13 protein-coding genes are annotated in these 16,444 nt (G+C 62.7%); 8 read left to right on the top strand and 5 right to left on the bottom strand.

Annotated elements, in window-relative coordinates; all coding sequences use genetic code 11:
• Positions 1–16 precede the first annotated feature (16 nt).
• Positions 17–2,872, bottom strand: coding sequence for a class I adenylate cyclase (locus tag ACF8R4_RS03385; RefSeq protein WP_182408340.1), 2,856 nt, complete (start codon positions 2,870–2,872; stop codon positions 17–19).
• Positions 2,873–3,041: 169 nt separating this feature from the next.
• On the opposite strand from ACF8R4_RS03385, the gene ACF8R4_RS03380 reads away from it, so the two are divergent.
• Positions 3,042–3,494: a YaiI/YqxD family protein gene (locus tag ACF8R4_RS03380; protein WP_060498157.1), complete on the top strand. Its 453-nt coding sequence runs from the start codon at positions 3,042–3,044 to the stop codon at positions 3,492–3,494.
• 175 nt (positions 3,495–3,669) lie between these two features.
• Here ACF8R4_RS03380 and elbB read toward each other — a convergent pair whose 3' ends face one another.
• Both elbB and ACF8R4_RS03370 read right to left on the bottom strand, forming a co-directional pair.
• Entirely contained in the window at positions 3,670–4,329 is a 660-nt protein-coding gene (elbB, locus tag ACF8R4_RS03375) for an isoprenoid biosynthesis glyoxalase ElbB (RefSeq protein ID WP_060498156.1), read from the bottom strand.
• Between the two features lie 307 nt (positions 4,330–4,636).
• Positions 4,637–5,275 (bottom strand): DedA family protein, encoded by a 639-nt coding sequence (locus ACF8R4_RS03370; RefSeq protein ID WP_164525194.1) that lies wholly within the window; start codon positions 5,273–5,275, stop codon positions 4,637–4,639.
• A gap of 213 nt (positions 5,276–5,488) precedes the next feature.
• Between ACF8R4_RS03370 and ppk1 the strand changes: the two genes are divergently transcribed.
• Entirely contained in the window at positions 5,489–7,738 is a 2,250-nt protein-coding gene (ppk1, locus tag ACF8R4_RS03365; RefSeq protein ID WP_060498153.1) for a polyphosphate kinase 1, read from the top strand.
• Here the strand turns inward: ppk1 and ppx are convergent.
• Positions 7,725–9,227: an exopolyphosphatase gene (gene ppx / locus ACF8R4_RS03360; protein WP_016712623.1), complete on the bottom strand. Its 1,503-nt coding sequence runs from the start codon at positions 9,225–9,227 to the stop codon at positions 7,725–7,727. The genes ppk1 and ppx overlap by 14 nt on opposite strands.
• Before the next feature lie 256 nt (positions 9,228–9,483).
• Here ppx and trxA point away from each other — a divergent pair, with 256 nt between their 5' ends.
• The 5 genes from trxA to ACF8R4_RS03335 all read left to right on the top strand — a co-directional run bounded on the left by trxA (position 9,484) and on the right by ACF8R4_RS03335 (position 14,751).
• Positions 9,484–9,810: a thioredoxin TrxA gene (gene trxA, locus ACF8R4_RS03355; RefSeq protein WP_016712622.1), complete on the top strand. Its 327-nt coding sequence runs from the start codon at positions 9,484–9,486 to the stop codon at positions 9,808–9,810.
• A gap of 227 nt (positions 9,811–10,037) precedes the next feature.
• The gene (rho, locus tag ACF8R4_RS03350; protein WP_003253661.1) at positions 10,038–11,297 is read left to right on the top strand and encodes a transcription termination factor Rho; all 1,260 of its coding nucleotides are present in this window, start codon (positions 10,038–10,040) and stop codon (positions 11,295–11,297) included.
• A gap of 122 nt (positions 11,298–11,419) precedes the next feature.
• Positions 11,420–12,886, top strand: coding sequence for a 4-hydroxy-3-polyprenylbenzoate decarboxylase (gene ubiD / locus ACF8R4_RS03345; RefSeq protein WP_016489755.1), 1,467 nt, complete (start codon positions 11,420–11,422; stop codon positions 12,884–12,886).
• A complete protein-coding gene (locus ACF8R4_RS03340) occupies positions 12,886–13,854 on the top strand; it encodes a CDP-6-deoxy-delta-3,4-glucoseen reductase (protein WP_060498152.1) in 969 nt (322 codons plus the stop codon). Before ubiD ends, ACF8R4_RS03340 begins: the two co-directional genes overlap by 1 nt.
• 246 nt (positions 13,855–14,100) lie before the next feature.
• Entirely contained in the window at positions 14,101–14,751 is a 651-nt protein-coding gene (locus ACF8R4_RS03335) for a gamma-glutamylcyclotransferase (protein WP_016712620.1), read from the top strand.
• A 115-nt stretch (positions 14,752–14,866) separates the two neighbouring features.
• Here ACF8R4_RS03335 and ACF8R4_RS03330 read toward each other — a convergent pair whose 3' ends face one another.
• Positions 14,867–15,844, bottom strand: coding sequence for an NADPH:quinone oxidoreductase family protein (locus ACF8R4_RS03330; protein WP_060498151.1), 978 nt, complete (start codon positions 15,842–15,844; stop codon positions 14,867–14,869).
• Between the two features lie 169 nt (positions 15,845–16,013).
• Between ACF8R4_RS03330 and ACF8R4_RS03325 the strand changes: the two genes are divergently transcribed.
• Positions 16,014–16,418 carry a flagellar basal body-associated protein FliL gene (locus ACF8R4_RS03325; protein WP_016712618.1) on the top strand — a complete coding sequence of 135 codons (405 nt, stop codon included), beginning with the start codon at positions 16,014–16,016 and terminating at the stop codon, positions 16,416–16,418.
• The last annotated feature ends 26 nt before the right edge of the window (positions 16,419–16,444 follow it).

The following is a 16,444-nucleotide window of genomic DNA, read 5'->3' as shown; positions in this document are numbered from 1 at the left end:
AAGCGGCCCCGGCATTTCAGGCGCCTTCCGCCAACACCTGCTCCAAACCCTCATTCAACGCCTGCTCCAGCACCCGCTTGTAGCTCAGGTACACCTGCGTCGCCCCCAGCCGGTCATCCAGCAGCTCGGACAAATCCAGGTCGGTGATGTAGCACCGGTACCGCCCCGCGCCACGCCGCTGCCCGATGATCTGCCGGGCCACCACCGCATACAGCTGGTCACCATGCTCCAGCTCGGAAAACTCTTGCTGGTCGCAGTACAGCGTCACATGTGCCGTACCCGCCACACCGGCCTGGATGATGGCCTGCACCTCGTAGTAAGGCTGAGCGCTACCCTCGACCGGGGCCGGGCATGGCTCGATGCTGCGCGCCTTGCCAGGGCCGGCAGGCAACAGTTGTGCATAGTGGATGTCCAGCGAGGCCGCGCGCTGGCTGTCCAGCGGCAAGCGGGCATCGCGGCGCATCACCACCGAACGCAGGAAGCGCTGTAGCGGTAGCAGCAGGTGCGCTTCGTCATGCAAGGGCAGGCGTTGCTGCCAGAGGGCATTGTATTCATCCAGCACATACAGGTCGGCCCAGCCATCTTGCAGGCGGTAGAACACCTGGATGCACGCCGGCCGGCCTTGTTCCAGCACCAGGCGCAGATCGTGGTCCAGCAGGGCGTTGGCATCCAGGTACAGCGGGCTGTAGGCACTGCGCTCCTCGCCCAGGTGGCTGAGCAGCGCATCGTGCTCGGCCAGGGTGGCCAGGCTGACATGCCCGGGTAACAGCTCCAGTACATGGGTGTGCTGGGCTACCTGAAGCAGATAGCGGTGGTTCAGGCCTTGGTCCAGCAATAGCTGCACGGTGTCGAATATTTCCTCCACACGCTGGCCGATGGCCTGGGCGCGGCTCTGGCAGAAGCAACGCACCCGCACCCGTGGCCGGTGCCCGCGCAGCACCGGGCTGTTGAGGAAGTCGCGCAGGCAGCGTACCAGCGCGTGTTCGCCTTCGTAGCGCTGCACCAGCACTTCGTTCCAGCTGTTCAGGGTGACCTGGTCCAGGGTCAGCACCAGGTTCTCGCGCACGCCGGCATAGCTCAAGGCGTCGGTACGCTCGGTGGTCATCAGGATGTTCAGGTCGCGGTGGTGGCGCAGCGGGTCGACGGCGACGTTGACCAGCAATAGCACCTCGTCGGCAACACTGGGTTGCAGCAGGCGCACTTCGCTGACGATCGGCAAGGGCAGAGGGATACGCTGCTGCAGGCAGCCCACCAGATTGAACAGCTCGTACTCGGTGAGGTCGCTGACGCCCGGGTGCAGTGCCAGGCGCGTGCTGCTGTCGATTACGCCGTTGCGGTGTGCCCAGGCCAGCAGTTCAAGCAGCTCGCGGCAGCGTTTGATCGGGCTGAAGTGTTCAACTTCATGGGTATTCAGGTTGCCGGTGTACAGCTCCCAGTGGTAGCTGCCGGGCTCCCTGCGGTTGGGTGCCTGGACCAGGGTCAGGGTGCCTTCGGCAAGGTCCGGGGCGATGCCGGGGTTGATCACTTCGACCTTGCCTGCACGGCGCTCGAAGGCTGCATACAAACGCCGGCCCAGCACGTTGAGGTCGCGCTGGTCGGCGCGGCTGCTTGCGTTCTGGGTGCGCGCAAACTCGCTGAGGAAGCGATAGCTATGGTTCAGCTCGGCCACCAGTTCGCGGCGTTCGGCGGCCACCTGCTGCACTTTCCATTGGCTGCGGGTGTCCAGCAGGGCCAACTGACGTTTGTCCCAGCCCCACTCGTCGGCCAGGCGCTGCAACAGGCGGCGCTGCCAGCCCTGATTGCGGCCTTGGTCACTGAGTTTCTTGTTCACCTTCAGGTACAGGCTGCGCCGTACCAGTTCCAGGCGCGCAGGCTCGCCACGTTGCAGCAGGTAGCGCTCGATACGGCGGTAGACCATCACATACGGGTCCAGCTCGTCGAGGTCGAGCTGGTTGGCGAATACGGCTTGCTTGTAGTCCAGGCTCAGGCAGCGCACAGCGGGGTGTTCGCTGGCGTAGGTTTCGGTCAGCAGCAGCTTGAGCAGCGACTTGTAGGGTGAATCGATGCCCTTGAACAATTGCCACAGGCCGGCGCCGACGAACTCGCCTGGCGGTATGTGCGCGAGGTTGCCAAGGTCGAGTGCGTCCTGGCTGCGGATGAAACGCTTGGTCAGCAGGGTCTGGGTATACGCGTGGTAGTTGTGTTCCTGGTAGACGGGTACCAGCCACCACAGCGGTGTGCGCCCGGCTAGCCAGAGGGTGGTGCGGTAGAACTCGTCCAGCAGCAGGTAGTGCTGGGTGGTGCCGCAGTCGTCGGAGCCCAGCTGGCCCTCCCGCTGGCCCCGGGCAAAGCCTTGCGTGTCGATCAGGAAGAAGTGTGCCTCGGCGCCCAGGCTTGCGGCCCAGTCCTCCAGCAATTGGCATTTGCGGCGCAGCTCTTCCAGCAACGGCTCGGGTAAACCGGGCGCGTGGCACACCCACAGGTCCATGTCGCTTTGCTCGGCCTGGGCCAGCGAGCCCAGGCTGCCCATCAGGAACAGGCCGTGGATCGGGCGTGGCGGGTTGCCATGGCGGGCTTTGTAGGTGAACGAGCGGGCCAGGCGCTGGGCCTCGATCACCAGGTCGGCGCCTGGCTCGTAGCCCGATACGCCGGCTGGAGTGCTGCCCGAGACGTAACCCGGCAACAGCGGGTGGTTCACATGGAACAGCAGCGGCAGCAGCGTCAGTACCTGTTGCTGGCGCGTCGACAGGCCTTCCATGGCCCGCTGCAGCCGCCCTTGGTTCAGCCGCAGGAAGCGCGCACGCAACGTCGCCAGGACCTTGCGGTCGATGCCTTCGTCCAGGTCTGGGCGGATTTCGTGAGGGTGGTTCATTGCGCACTCGGGCAGGCCAGTGGGGCTGTGGCGAGTTTAGCCTGAGTGGCGGGGTCGGATAAGCGGCAATCGAAATATTGGCGCCATTTTTACAGCGCTTGCCGGGCGGCTGCAGTTTTCACCGGGCTTGAGGCATGATGGGGGCCTTGAATTCATGAAGAGTAGTCCGATGCGTGTATGGATCGATGCCGACGCCTGTCCCAAGGCGGCCAAGGATCTGATCGTCAAGTTCGCCCTCAAGCGCAAGTTCGAAGTGGTGATGGTGGCGGGCCAGGCCGTCGCCAAGCCGGCGTTCTCGATCGTGCGGTTGATCGTGGTGCCAAGCGGCATGGACGCAGCCGACGATTACCTGGTCGAGCACGCTGTGTCGGGCGAGTTGGTGATCTGCAGTGATGTGCCGTTGGCTGACCGCCTGGTGAAAAAGGGCGTGGCGGCGCTGGACCCGCGCGGGCGCGAATTCGACGAACGCAACATGGGCGACCGCCTGGCGGCGCGCAACCTGTTTACCGAGCTGCGTGAGCAAGGCCAGGTGGGGGGAGGGCAGGCGGCCTATGGCGAGCGCGACAAACAGGCGTTCGCCAATGCGCTGGACCGGATCATTGCCCGGCTGTCCAAGCCCTGAGGCGACCCTGTGAGGGCATGTTGTGGGTTAACTGTCTTCTGCAAATATTGGAAGCTTGCGCGGTACCTGTGGGAGCGGGCTTGCCCGCGAACACGGGCGAAGCCCGTGCCATCCACCGCGGTGCCTGCTTCGCGGGCTTGCCCGCTCTCACAGGGATTTGCGTAATACTTGCGGGTTACTCGTGCGTCAGCTCCAGCACCCGATCCACCAGCTTGTAGATCCCGCCAGCCGCTTCGCTGATCGACTTGGCCTCCATGTACGCCGGTGTCGTCACCAGTTTGCGCTGGGTATCTTCGACAATATCGTGCACATCGCACTCTTCATGGGTGCCGCCCATTTTCGTCACGGCTGCCGCAGTGCCTGCGTCGGTACCGATGGTGCAGACCACGCCCGGCCCGTAGATTTTCGCCGCCAGTGCCGGCGAGATGCAGATCAGGCCGACCGGCTTGCAGGCGTCGGCGAAGGCTTCGGCCAGGGCCAGCACGTCCGGGTTGACGCTGCAGTTGGCGCCTTCCACGGCAAAGTTGGACAGGTTTTTCGCTGCACCAAAACCGCCAGGCACGATCAGCGCATCGAAGTCTTCGGCCTTGGCTTCGCGGATGTCCTTGACCTCACCGCGGGCAATGCGCGCCGATTCCACCAGCACATTGCGTGATTCGGGCATTTCTTCGCCGGTCAGGTGGTTGATCACATGCATCTGCGCAATGTTCGGCGCGAAGCACTGCACCTGAGCGCCGCGCTGGTCGAGGCGCAGCAGGGTGATCACGCTTTCGTGGATTTCGGCGCCGTCATACACGCCACAGCCGGAAAGAATCACCGCCACTTTTTTTGTCATGTTTAAAACTCCAGTATTTTATGGCGCCTGGGAGATCGAGCGCCGCCCGCGCGGCGCATCGCGAGCTGGCGCTCGCTCCTACGTTTGTTTCGGGCCAGTCATGTCTGTGACAGGCCCATGGCTGCGATGTTCGTACTACGCGATACCAAGCCATTCGCCAAGGCGGTCGCGCGCAAATCCCACAGGTATTATTGGCCAGAAACAAACGTAGGAGCGAGCGCCAGCTCGCGATGCGCCGCGCGGGCTGCGCTCGATTTATGCATCACCTGAAAACTCAAGGCAGGCACTACTGGCCGGCGCAGTGGGCCTAGCGGTGGTCGCGCCGCTGGCCTGGTTCCTGCTCGTGGCTTACAGCCTGCTTAGCCTCTGGGGCCTGGCCCGCCGCCTTGCGCTCCGCACGCAGGGTGCGGAAGCGCCGGCGCAGCCACAGCAGGCCGCCCAGCGCCAGCAGGCCACCGAGCACCCATAGCTCGTAACGCTTCACATTGCCCAGCAGGCCTTCGAGAATGGCGCCGAAGTGGTAGGCAGCGGCGCCCAAGGCTATTGCCCAGATGGCCGCACCAATGCCGTTCAGCAGCAGGTAGCGGCGAGGCGGGTAGCCCGACAGGCCAATGGCCACCGGCATGACCGTGCGCAGGCCATAAACGAAGCGGAAACTCAGCACCCAGATATCGGGGTGGCGGCGGATGTGGTCCAGCGCCCGGTCACCCATGGCCTGCCAGCGCGGCTTGCGCGCCAGGATCCTGCGCCCGTGGCGGCGGCCCATGAAATACCACAGCTGGTCGCCGGCGTAGCTGCCGAAGAAGGCCACCAGGCACACCAGGTTGATGTCCATGTAACCGCGGAACGCAAGGAATCCTGCAAGCACCAGGATGGTCTCGCCTTCGAAGAAGGTGCCTAGAAAAAGGGCGAAGTAGCCGAAATCCTGCAGGAATTGTTGAAGCATTTTCTGAGGTGCTGGCGAAATGAACGCGCAGCCTACCCCTTCGCGCGCGTTCGTGAAAGTGTCCAAATGTGTCTCGACATGAACAATCCCTACTCAGACAATGCCAGAAGCCACGCGCCATGGCTTGCCCTGGTGTGTAACACAGGCGTCATAATGGGCGCTTATCTTGCCGCTCAATTGATGATAGGGCGTTAACGTCCTCAGGAACGCCAGATGAATAACGAAGTGCTCACCCCTGTCGCGATCAAGGATGCCCAGGAGCTCCCAGAAGAGATGGTGCAGACCCCGCCAGACCTGCCGCCTGCGCCCGAGCCGGTAGCGGAGCAGGTGGCCGAGCCTGTGGCCCCGGTGCCTGCCCCCGCGCCCGCCCCGGCAATCGCCGTCCCTGGCCTGGACGACAGCAGCCTGTACATTCATCGCGAACTCTCGCAGCTGCAGTTCAACATCCGCGTGCTGGAACAGGCGCTGGACGAGAGCTACCCGCTGCTCGAACGCCTCAAGTTCCTGTTGATCTTCTCCAGTAACCTCGACGAGTTCTTCGAGATCCGCGTCGCCGGCCTGAAGAAGCAGATCAACTTCGCCCGTGAGCAGGCTGGCGCCGACGGCCTGCAGCCGCACCAGGCGCTGGCGCGCATCAGCGAGCTGGTGCACATCGAGGTAGAGCGCCAGTACGCGATCCTCAACGACGTGCTGTTGCCAGAGCTGGAAAAACACCAGATCCGCTTCATTCGCCGCCGTTACTGGACACCCAAGCTCAAGACCTGGGTGCGCCGCTATTTCCGCGACGAAATCGCCCCGATCATCACCCCGATCGGCCTCGACCCGACTCACCCGTTCCCGCTGCTGGTGAACAAGAGCCTCAACTTCATCGTCGAGCTCGAAGGTGTCGACGCCTTTGGTCGCGATTCAGGCCTGGCGATCATCCCGGCCCCGCGCCTGCTGCCGCGGGTGATCCGCGTGCCGGAGGAGGTCGGTGGCCCAGGCGCCAACTACGTGTTCCTGTCGTCGATGATCCACGCGCACGCCGACGACCTGTTCCAGGGCATGAAGGTGAAGGGCTGCTACCAGTTCCGCCTGACCCGTAACGCCGACCTGGCGCTGGACTCTGAAGAAGTCGACGACCTGGCCCGCGCCCTGCGCGGCGAACTGTTCTCGCGCCGTTACGGCGACGCCGTTCGCCTGGAAGTGGCCGACACCTGCCCGAAACACCTGTCGGACTACCTGCTCAAGCAGTTCAGCCTCAGCGAAAGCGAGCTGTATCAGGTCAATGGCCCGGTCAACCTCACCCGCTTGTTCAGCATCACCGGTCTGGACAGCCACCCGGAGCTGCAATACACGCCGTTCACCCCGGCGATTCCAAAACTGCTGCAGAACGCCGACAACATCTTCAGCGTGATCGGCAAGCAGGACATCCTGCTGATGCACCCTTTCGAGTCCTTCACCCCGGTGATCGACCTGCTGCGCCAGGCCGCCAAGGATCCACACGTACTGGCCGTGCGCCAGACCCTGTACCGCTCCGGGGCCAACTCGGAAATCGTCGATGCCCTGGTGGACGCGGCGCGTAACGGTAAGGAGGTCACTGCGGTGATCGAATTGCGCGCGCGCTTCGACGAAGAGTCCAACCTGCAGATGGCCAGCCGCCTGCAAGCGGCCGGTGCGGTGGTGATCTACGGCGTGGTCGGCTTCAAGACCCACGCCAAGATGATGCTGATCCTGCGCCGCGAACAGGGCGAGATCGTGCGGTATGCGCACCTGGGTACCGGTAACTACCACGCCGGCAACGCCCGCCTGTACACCGACTACAGCCTGCTCACCTCTGACGACGCCCTCACCGAAGACGTCGGCAAGCTGTTCAGCCAGCTGATCGGCATGGGCAAGACCCTGCGCATGAAAAAGCTGCTGCACGCGCCGTTCACCCTGAAAAAGGGCATGCTCGACATGATCGCGCGGGAAACCCAGTTCGCCCTCGAGGGCAAGCCGGCGCACATCATTGCCAAGTTCAACTCGCTGACCGACGCCAAGGTCATCAAGGCGCTGTACAAAGCCAGCCAGTCGGGCGTGAAGATCGACCTGATAGTGCGTGGCATGTGCTGCCTGCGCCCAGGCATTCCGGGGGTTTCGCACAACATCCAAGTGCGCTCGATCATCGGCCGCTTCCTGGAGCACACGCGGGTGTTCTACTTCCTCAATGGCGGCGAAGAGCAGATCTACCTGTCCAGCGCCGACTGGATGGAGCGCAACCTCGACAAGCGTGTGGAGACCTGCTTCCCGGTGGAAGGCAAGAAGCTGTTGCTGCGGGTGAAGAAGGAGCTGGAAGGCTACCTGACCGACAACACCCACGCCTGGACCTTGCAGCCAGACGGGCGCTACGTGCGCAGCACGCCAACCGGCAACCAGAACCCGCGCAGTGCCCAGGCGACCCTGCTGGAGCGCCTGAGCAACCCGGTCCTCAACGTACGCTGAGGACGAAGCCGACCCGGGTCAGCCACTCCGCCTCGTTGGCGAAGTCGGCCTGGGTTAGCTGGTTCTGTTCCAGCCAGCCTTCCGGGAAGGCGACATCGAGGCTGTCATCGGCAGCCTTGAGCTGAACTTTTGGCATCTGCTGGTTGCCACGGATGTGGTGGAACAGGATGGCGAAGCGCAGCAGCACGCACAGGCGTAGCAGTTTGACGCCTTCTTCACCCAGTTCGGCGAACTTGTCCTTGGGGATGTTGCGGCGGTGGCCGCGCACCAGCAGGGCCATCATCTGCTGGTCCTCGCGGGAAAAGCCCGACAAGTCGGAGTGCTCGATCAGGTAGGCGCCGTGCTTATGGTAGTGGTAGTGGGCAATATCCAGGCCGATTTCGTGCACTTTCGCCGCCCAGCCTAGCAGATCGCGCCAGTTGCCGTCTTTCAGGTCCCAGGCATCGGCCACTTGGTCGAAGGCGTGCAACGCCTTGCGCTCGACGCGCGCGGCCTGGCCTTGGTCCACATGGTAGCGCTCCATCAGCGAGTTCAACGTGCGTTCGCGCACGTCTTCATGGTGGTGGCGGCCGAGCAGGTCGAACAGCACACCTTCGCGCAGTGCGCCGTCACAGTGGTCCATGCGCTGCAGTTCCAGGGCGTCGAAGATCGCCTCCAGAATCGCCAGGCCCGCTGGGAAGATGGTGCGGCGGTCCGGTTTGACGCCGTCGAAGTCAATCTTGTCGACCTCGCCCAGTTTGAACAGCTTGCGTTTGACCCAGGCCAGGCCTTCAGCGTTGACCTCGCCATTGCCCAGGCCGCCGGCCTTGATGGCGGCGCCGATGGCACGGATGGTGCCGGACGAGCCGATGGCCTCGTCCCAGGTCAGGCGGTGCAGGGCGTGTTCGATGCTCATCAGCTCCAGGCGTGCAGCGGTGTAGGCCTGTGCATAACGCGCCGGGGTGATCTTGCCGTCGCGGAAGTAGCGCTGGGTGAAGCTGACGCAGCCCATCTGCAGGCTTTCGCGCAGCAGCGGCTCGAAGCGCTGGCCGATGATGAATTCGGTACTGCCACCGCCAATGTCGGCCACCAGGCGCTTGCCTGGGGTGTCGGCCAGGGTGTGCGACACACCCAGGTAGATCAGGCGCGCCTCTTCACGGCCGGAGATGACCTCCACCGGGTGGCCGAGAATGGCCTCGGCGCGCTGGATGAATGCATTACGGTTGCGCGCTTCGCGCAGGGCGTTGGTACCGACGATACGCACGGCGCCGGCCGGCATGCCGTTGATCAGCTGTGCGAAGCGCTTGAGGCATTCGAGGCCCCGTTCCATGGCTTCTTCGCTAAGCAGGCGGTCCTCGCCGATGCCGGCGGCCAGCTGAACCTTCTCGCCCAGCCGCTCGAGAATGCGGATTTCGGTATGGTGGGCCTTGGCCACGACCATATGGAAGCTGTTGGAGCCAAGGTCGATGGCAGCGATCAGGGACAGGTTCTTCGCGATGGTATGCGGCATGATCTGGTTGTTCTCGGTCGTTAACCCGGCAATCGTGCCACGATAGCAGGCTGTCGCCAACGCGTGACACGCAGCCGGTGTGCTGGCCTTGATGCAAGGCAATGTGCCATTCGATTCTATGACGGCTGTGTGACAGTTTCGATTCGCGGCGTCTTGCACAACTATAGTTACACTCAATCGTCCGCAGCTTCCTGTAGACGGCAGGGGCGGCTATGATGGGCAACGTTTTTTATTGCTTACGACCTTGGAGATTTCCATGAGCGACAAAATCAAACACGTCACCGACGCCAGCTTCGACGCCGACGTACTGCAGGCTCAAGGCCCGGTGCTGGTCGACTACTGGGCTGAATGGTGCGGCCCATGCAAGATGATCGCTCCGGTTCTGGACGACATCGCTGCCACCTACGAGGGCAAACTGACCGTCGCCAAGCTGAACATCGACGAGAACCAGGAAACCCCGGCCAAGCACGGCGTGCGTGGTATCCCGACGCTGATGCTGTTCAAGAACGGCAACGTCGAAGCCACCAAGGTTGGCGCTCTGTCCAAATCGCAGCTGGCCGCGTTCCTCGACGCCCACCTGTGATGTGAAAAGGCCCCGCAAATGCGGGGCTTTTCTTTTTCAGAGCACTAGACGCAGAAAAAAGCAAGTGTTACATTCGGCCTCGCACTGCTTTTCCAGTGCCCTCTACACGCCGTCGCCGAAGCATCCCTAATTCGAATCAGTACGCGATCCTGTCGCCATCTAGCGGCGCGGCCTCATTAAGCCAGAAGCTTAATTCTCCCTTCTTACATGATTACGTCACTCCCCTTATGAACCTGACTGAACTCAAGCAAAAGCCGATTACCGATCTTTTGGAAATGGCCGAACAGATGGGCATCGAAAACATGGCCCGTTCGCGCAAACAGGACGTGATTTTCGCCCTGCTGAAGAAGCACGCGAAAAGCGGCGAAGAGATCTCGGGTGACGGCGTGCTGGAGATTCTCCAGGATGGTTTCGGTTTCCTGCGTTCGGCTGATGCGTCCTACCTGGCCGGCCCAGACGATATCTACGTCTCGCCTAGCCAGATCCGCCGTTTCAACCTGCGTACCGGCGACACCATCGTCGGCAAGATCCGCCCACCGAAGGAAGGGGAGCGTTACTTCGCCCTGCTGAAGGTCGACACCATCAACTTCGACCGTCCGGAAAACGCGAAGAACAAGATCCTGTTCGAAAACCTGACGCCGCTGTTCCCGAACAAGCGCCTGAAGATGGAGGCTGGTAACGGCTCCACCGAGGACTTGACCGGTCGCGTCATCGACCTGTGCGCCCCGATCGGCAAAGGCCAGCGTGGCCTGATCGTCGCTCCGCCAAAAGCGGGCAAGACGATCATGCTGCAGAACATTGCGGCCAACATCACCCGTAACAACCCCGAGTGCCACCTGATCGTCCTGCTGATCGACGAGCGCCCGGAAGAAGTGACCGAAATGCAGCGCACCGTGCGCGGCGAAGTGGTTGCCTCCACCTTCGACGAGCCGCCAACCCGCCACGTGCAGGTTGCCGAAATGGTGATCGAAAAGGCCAAGCGCCTGGTCGAGCACAAGAAGGACGTGGTCATCCTGCTGGACTCCATCACCCGTCTGGCGCGGGCCTACAACACCGTGATCCCGAGCTCCGGCAAGGTGCTGACCGGTGGTGTCGACGCCCACGCCCTGGAGAAGCCGAAGCGCTTCTTTGGTGCTGCGCGTAACATCGAGGAAGGCGGCTCGCTGACCATCATCGCCACCGCGCTGGTCGAAACCGGCTCGAAGATGGACGAAGTGATCTACGAAGAGTTCAAGGGCACCGGCAACATGGAGCTGCCACTGGACCGCCGCATCGCCGAGAAACGCGTGTTCCCGGCCATCAACATCAACCGTTCCGGTACCCGTCGCGAAGAGCTGCTGACCGCCGACGACGAACTGCAGCGCATGTGGATCCTGCGCAAGCTGCTGCACCCGATGGACGAAATCGCCGCCATCGAGTTCCTGGTCGACAAGCTCAAGCAGACCAAGACCAACGACGAGTTCTTCTTGTCGATGAAGCGCAAGTAAGATCGTCGTACCACGCAAAAGCCGGGGAAACCCGGCTTTTTGCTATCTGTACTTTGGCTATTGCGGCCCTATCGGCGCTACACTCTGCACCCCGACCGATACGGCCAACACGAGGCTTATGCATGCAGTATCGCGACTTGCGCGACTTCATCCGTGGCCTGGAGCAGCGCGGCGAACTCAAGCGCATCCAGGTTCCGATTTCCCCCGTCCTGGAAATGACCGAGGTCTGCGACCGCACCTTGCGTGCCAAAGGCCCGGCTTTGCTGTTCGAAAAGCCCACCGGCTTCGACATCCCGGTACTCGGCAACCTGTTCGGTACGCCAGAGCGCGTGGCCATGGGCATGGGCGCCGAGTCGGTCGACGAACTGCGTGAGATCGGCAAGCTACTGGCCTTCCTCAAGGAGCCCGAGCCGCCAAAGGGCCTGAAGGACGCCTGGTCCAAGCTGCCGATCTTCAAGAAGGTCGTGTCGATGGCGCCGAAAGTGGTCAAGGACGCGGTGTGCCAGGAAGTGGTGGTCGAGGGTGACGATGTCGACCTTGGTGCACTGCCGATCCAGCACTGCTGGCCGGGCGACGTGGCGCCGCTGATCACCTGGGGCCTTACGGTTACCCGTGGCCCGAACAAGGACCGCCAGAACCTGGGCATCTACCGCCAGCAGGTCATCGGCCGCAACAAGGTCATCATGCGCTGGCTCAGCCACCGTGGTGGCGCCCTCGACTACCGCGAGTGGTGCGAGAAGAACCCCGGCCAGCCGTTCCCGGTTGCCGTGGCACTGGGCGCTGACCCGGCAACCATCCTCGGCGCCGTGACCCCGGTGCCGGACACCCTCTCTGAATATGCCTTCGCCGGCCTGCTGCGTGGCAACCGCACCGAGTTGGTCAAGTGCCGTGGCAGCAACCTTCAGGTGCCGGCCACTGCCGAAATCATCCTGGAAGGTGTGATTCATCCGGGCGAAATGGCCCCGGAAGGCCCGTACGGCGACCACACCGGTTACTACAACGAAGTGGACAGCTTCCCGGTGTTCACCGTCGAGCGCATCACGCACCGGCAAAAGCCGATCTACCACAGCACCTACACCGGCCGGCCGCCAGATGAGCCGGCAATCCTCGGTGTGGCGTTGAACGAAGTGTTCGTGCCAATCCTGCAGAAGCAGTTCCCGGAAATTACCGACTTCTACCTGCCGCCGGAAGGCTGCTCGTACCGTATGGCGGTGGTGACCATGAAGAAGCAGTACCCGGGCCACGCCAAGCGCGTGATGCTGGGTGTGTGGTCGTTCCTGCGACAGTTCATGTACACCAAGTTCGTTATTGTGACCGATGACGATATCAACGCCCGTGACTGGAACGATGTGATCTGGGCCATTACCACGCGCATGGACCCCAAGCGTGATACGGTGATGATCGACAACACGCCGATCGACTACCTGGACTTCGCGTCGCCGGTATCGGGGCTGGGGTCGAAGATGGGCCTGGACGCCACGCACAAGTGGCCGGGCGAGACAACACGCGAATGGGGACGGGTCATCGTCAAGGACGAAGCCGTCACCCGCCGTATCGATGAGCTGTGGGATCAGTTGGGAATAGATTGATGCAGGTAACGTTGCAGCCGTCCGGGGCGGTGCTGGCGCTCGAACCCGGGGAACGGATCCTGGATGGAGCGCGGCGGTTGGGCTATGACTGCCCGAACAGCTGCCGCAATGGCAATTGCCATGTTTGCGCCGCGTTGTTGGTCGAAGGCCGGGTACGCCAGGATGGCGAAGTCCGCGACCATGGCGAGTTGTTCACCTGCATTGCCGAACCGCTGGAGGACTGTGTGTTGCTCTGGGACGGTGTGCTCGCCCTGGGCGAGCTGCCAGTGCGCAAGCTGGCGTGCAGCGTCAGCGAGTGCGTCGACGTCGGTGGCGACGTGTGGCGGGTGCGTTTGCGCGCGCCAGCCGGCAAGCCGCCGCGTTACCACGCCGGGCAATACCTGATGATCGAGCGCGAGGGCGGCAAGCAGGCGGCCTTCTCGCTGGCCTCCGCGCCCCACGGCGGTCGTGAGCTGGAGCTGCATGTGCTGGCGCGTGAGCCCAGTGCGCTGCAACTGATCGAGCAACTCAAGCGTGACGGTTTGGCGCGCATCGAAATGCCATTCGGCGACACTCACCTGGCCGAGCTGCCGGATGGGCCGCTGGTGCTGATCGCCGCGGGTACCGGCATGGGCCAGATGCACAGCCTGGTCGAGCATTGCCGGGCCAAGGGCTTCAAGCACCCGGTGCACCTGTACTGGGGCGTGCGCAGGCCCGAAGACTTCTACCAGATCGAGCACTGGGATGAATGGCAGCGCCTGCCCAACCTGTTCCTGCATCAGGTTGTCAGCGACCTGTGTGGCTGGGAAGGCCGTTGCGGCATGTTGCACGAGGCGGTTTGCGAGGACATTGCCGACCTCAACACCGTGCATGTGTATGCCAGTGGTTCCCCAAACATGATCTACGCCACCCTCGACGCCCTGGTCGAAGCCGGCATGGATGCACACCGCATGCGTGCGGATGTGTTTGCCTACGCACCGCGCGGTTAATAACCGAAGTTTGAAAGTGTGGGTATAAGGCGGTAATTGTTACCGCCTTGGCTAATAACTTTCACCGCTGTTGAAACAGTACTTTCCAGTCGTCGGAACCGCGCATGAAACACTGATGCGAGGGCTTGAGTATTCCTGCCGTTCTGGCCTATGTTTACTGCAAGCGCCCTTGGTATAGAGGCCTTGGGCCGCAGCGTAATCGAATCTCGCTACATCCGTAGTTCACAGGGATAATGGCGGCAGCTTATGTCGGCACTTGAAAGTATGTCCTGGGAAGTTTCATATCCTCCGGCACTCGACTTCGGTCAGCAACATACTCACGACCAGTTGTTCAACTCGATGAAGACGACCATGTCGCGCCATCAGGGTGGGCCGGTGTGGTTGTTTGCCTATGGTTCGTTGATCTGGCGGCCGGAGTGCAATTCGGTAGAACGCCAGCGCGCGCGGGTACATGGCTATCACCGGGGCTTGTACCTGTGGTCGCACGAACACCGCGGTACCCCGGAAACGCCCGGGCTGGTGTTTGGCCTGGACCGTGGCGGTTCCTGCAGCGGCTTTGCCTACCGGCTGGATGAAAGCAACCTGGATGACTCGCTGATGGCCCTGTGGCAGCGCGAGATGCCGTACCCGGCATACCGACCGCACTGGCTCACCTGCCGGCTGGGCGATGGTAGCAAGGTGCAGGCTTTAGGCTTTGTGCTGGAGCGGCATTTGCCGTGCTATGCGGGGAACTTGCCAGATACCTTGCTCAGCCAGATTCTGGCCAGTGCCAAAGGGCGTTATGGCACCACGCGGGACTACGTGGAACAGACGTTGAATGCCTTGCGCAGCCACCAGATGCCCGATCGCAACCTGGAGGCGCGGTTCCGGCGCTGCCATAACCTGCGCGAAGTGTGAGTAACCTGTACCGGCCTCTTCGCGCGCAAGCCCGCTCCCACAGGTACTGCACATTTCTCAAGGTCGGTGCGATCCCTGTGAGAGCGGGCTTGCCCGCGAAAGGGCCGGAACTTTCTTACTTGGCCAACACCACCAACTTACCCACAGCCTGCCGCTGCCCCAACTTCTCGATGGCAGCTCCAGCCTCAGCCAGTGGATAAGTCTGCGACACCAGCGGTTTCAACTTGCCCTCGGCATGCCAGGCAAACAGCTGCCTGAAGTTGGCCGCGTTATCTTCCGGCTGGCGCTGTGCAAACGCCCCCCAGAACACCCCCAGCACCGCAGCGCCCTTGAGCAACACCAGGTTGGCCGCCAACTGCGGAATGGTCCCGCTGGCAAAGCCCACCACCAGCAGCCGGCCATTCCAGGCCAGCCCGCGCACGGCCTGCTCGAACAACTCGCCACCGACCGGGTCGTAGATGACATCCACACCCTGGCCACCGGAAAGCCGCTTGATCTCGTCGCGCAGGCTGGCCTGGCTATAGTCGATCAGCTCATCCGCCCCGGCCGCCTTGGCCACGGCCAGTTTCTCGGCACTGCTGGCCGCCGCGATCACCCGCGCGCCCATGGCCTTGCCGATTTCCACTGCCGCCAGCCCAACACCGCCGGAAGCGCCCAACACCAGCAGGGTTTCAGCTGCTTGCAGTTGGCCACGCTGGCGCAGGGCGTGCATCGAGGTGCCGTAGGTCATGCCGAATGCCGCAGCGGTGGTGAAATCCATGCTCGCCGGGATCGGCAGTACGTTGTAGAACGGCACCGCCACCTGTTCGGCAAACGCGCCCCAGCCGGTCAGCGCCATGACCCGGTCACCCACCTTGAACGCTCCAGCCTTTTCCCCGACCGCAGCCACCACGCCCGCCGCTTCGCCACCCGGCGAGAATGGCAGCGGCGGCTGGAACTGGTACTTGCCTTCGATGATCAGGGTGTCGGGGAAGTTGACCCCGGCGGCCTGCACATCCAGCAGGATCTCGTTCTTCTTCGGCAGCGGGCTGGCCACGTCTTCCAGCACCAGGTTGCGCGCCGGGCCCAGGGTTTTGCACAACACAGCTTTCATCGGGGCTATTCCTTTGCGGGTAGTGGCCGATAAGTGTAGGAGGGCCACCTGCCGGGTCAACGAGCATGGCCCACCCTGATGTGCAGGCATAAGTGCCGGCATAAGCCCGGGCTTGGGTTTGAGCGGTGTGCTGGGTAAGCTGGCGCCAACTGTATTGAGGAGCGAATTCGTGAAAGCGTGGATCTTGATGGTATTGGCGCTGCTGCTGCCGGCTGCGGCCATGGCCGAAGAAGCCAAGGAAGGGGCGCCCAAGGTCGCCTACATCAGTCTGAGCCCGCCCTTTGTCGGCAACTATGCCCTCGACGGCGGCCCACGGCTGCGTGTGTACAAGGCCGATGTGGCCCTGCGCGTGACAGGCGATGAAGCCGCCAAGGCGGTGCAGCACCACGAACCGCTGATCCGCAACCAGCTGGTGGCGCTGTTCACCCAGCAGACGGTGGACAGCATGAGCAATGTCGAGGCCAAGGAACACCTGCGCCAGGAGGCGCTGAAGCAGGTGCAGCAGGTGCTGGAAGCAGAAGAGGGCAAGCCGATTGTTGAAGACTTGCTGTTCAATAACCTGATCGTGCAGTAATCAATTGTGGGAGCGGGCGTGTCCGC

It is taken from the genome of Pseudomonas sp. FYR_2 (assembly GCF_043106425.1).
In the GTDB taxonomy this organism is placed as follows: Bacteria; Pseudomonadota; Gammaproteobacteria; order Pseudomonadales; family Pseudomonadaceae; genus Aquipseudomonas; species Aquipseudomonas monteilii.
Note: the sequence above shows the minus strand (reverse complement) of the source record. Positions and strands in the feature narration are given on the sequence as shown.

Excerpts from the sequence above, each read along its gene's own strand:
- rho (WP_003253661.1), top strand. The coding sequence starts at position 10,038 with ATGAACCTGACTGAACTCAAGCAAAAGCCGATTACCGATCTTTTGGAA.
- ACF8R4_RS03370 (WP_164525194.1), bottom strand. The coding sequence starts at position 5,275 with ATGCTTCAACAATTCCTGCAGGATTTCGGCTACTTCGCCCTTTTTCTA.
- ACF8R4_RS03330 (WP_060498151.1), bottom strand. The coding sequence starts at position 15,844 with ATGAAAGCTGTGTTGTGCAAAACCCTGGGCCCGGCGCGCAACCTGGTG.
- trxA (WP_016712622.1), top strand. The coding sequence starts at position 9,484 with ATGAGCGACAAAATCAAACACGTCACCGACGCCAGCTTCGACGCCGAC.
- ubiD (WP_016489755.1), top strand. The coding sequence starts at position 11,420 with ATGCAGTATCGCGACTTGCGCGACTTCATCCGTGGCCTGGAGCAGCGC.
- ACF8R4_RS03340 (WP_060498152.1), top strand. The coding sequence starts at position 12,886 with ATGCAGGTAACGTTGCAGCCGTCCGGGGCGGTGCTGGCGCTCGAACCC.
- ppx (WP_016712623.1), bottom strand. The coding sequence starts at position 9,227 with ATGCCGCATACCATCGCGAAGAACCTGTCCCTGATCGCTGCCATCGAC.
- elbB (WP_060498156.1), bottom strand. The coding sequence starts at position 4,329 with ATGACAAAAAAAGTGGCGGTGATTCTTTCCGGCTGTGGCGTGTATGAC.
- ppk1 (WP_060498153.1), top strand. The coding sequence starts at position 5,489 with ATGAATAACGAAGTGCTCACCCCTGTCGCGATCAAGGATGCCCAGGAG.
- ACF8R4_RS03380 (WP_060498157.1), top strand. The coding sequence starts at position 3,042 with ATGCGTGTATGGATCGATGCCGACGCCTGTCCCAAGGCGGCCAAGGAT.
- ACF8R4_RS03335 (WP_016712620.1), top strand. The coding sequence starts at position 14,101 with ATGTCGGCACTTGAAAGTATGTCCTGGGAAGTTTCATATCCTCCGGCA.
- ACF8R4_RS03385 (WP_182408340.1), bottom strand. The coding sequence starts at position 2,872 with ATGAACCACCCTCACGAAATCCGCCCAGACCTGGACGAAGGCATCGAC.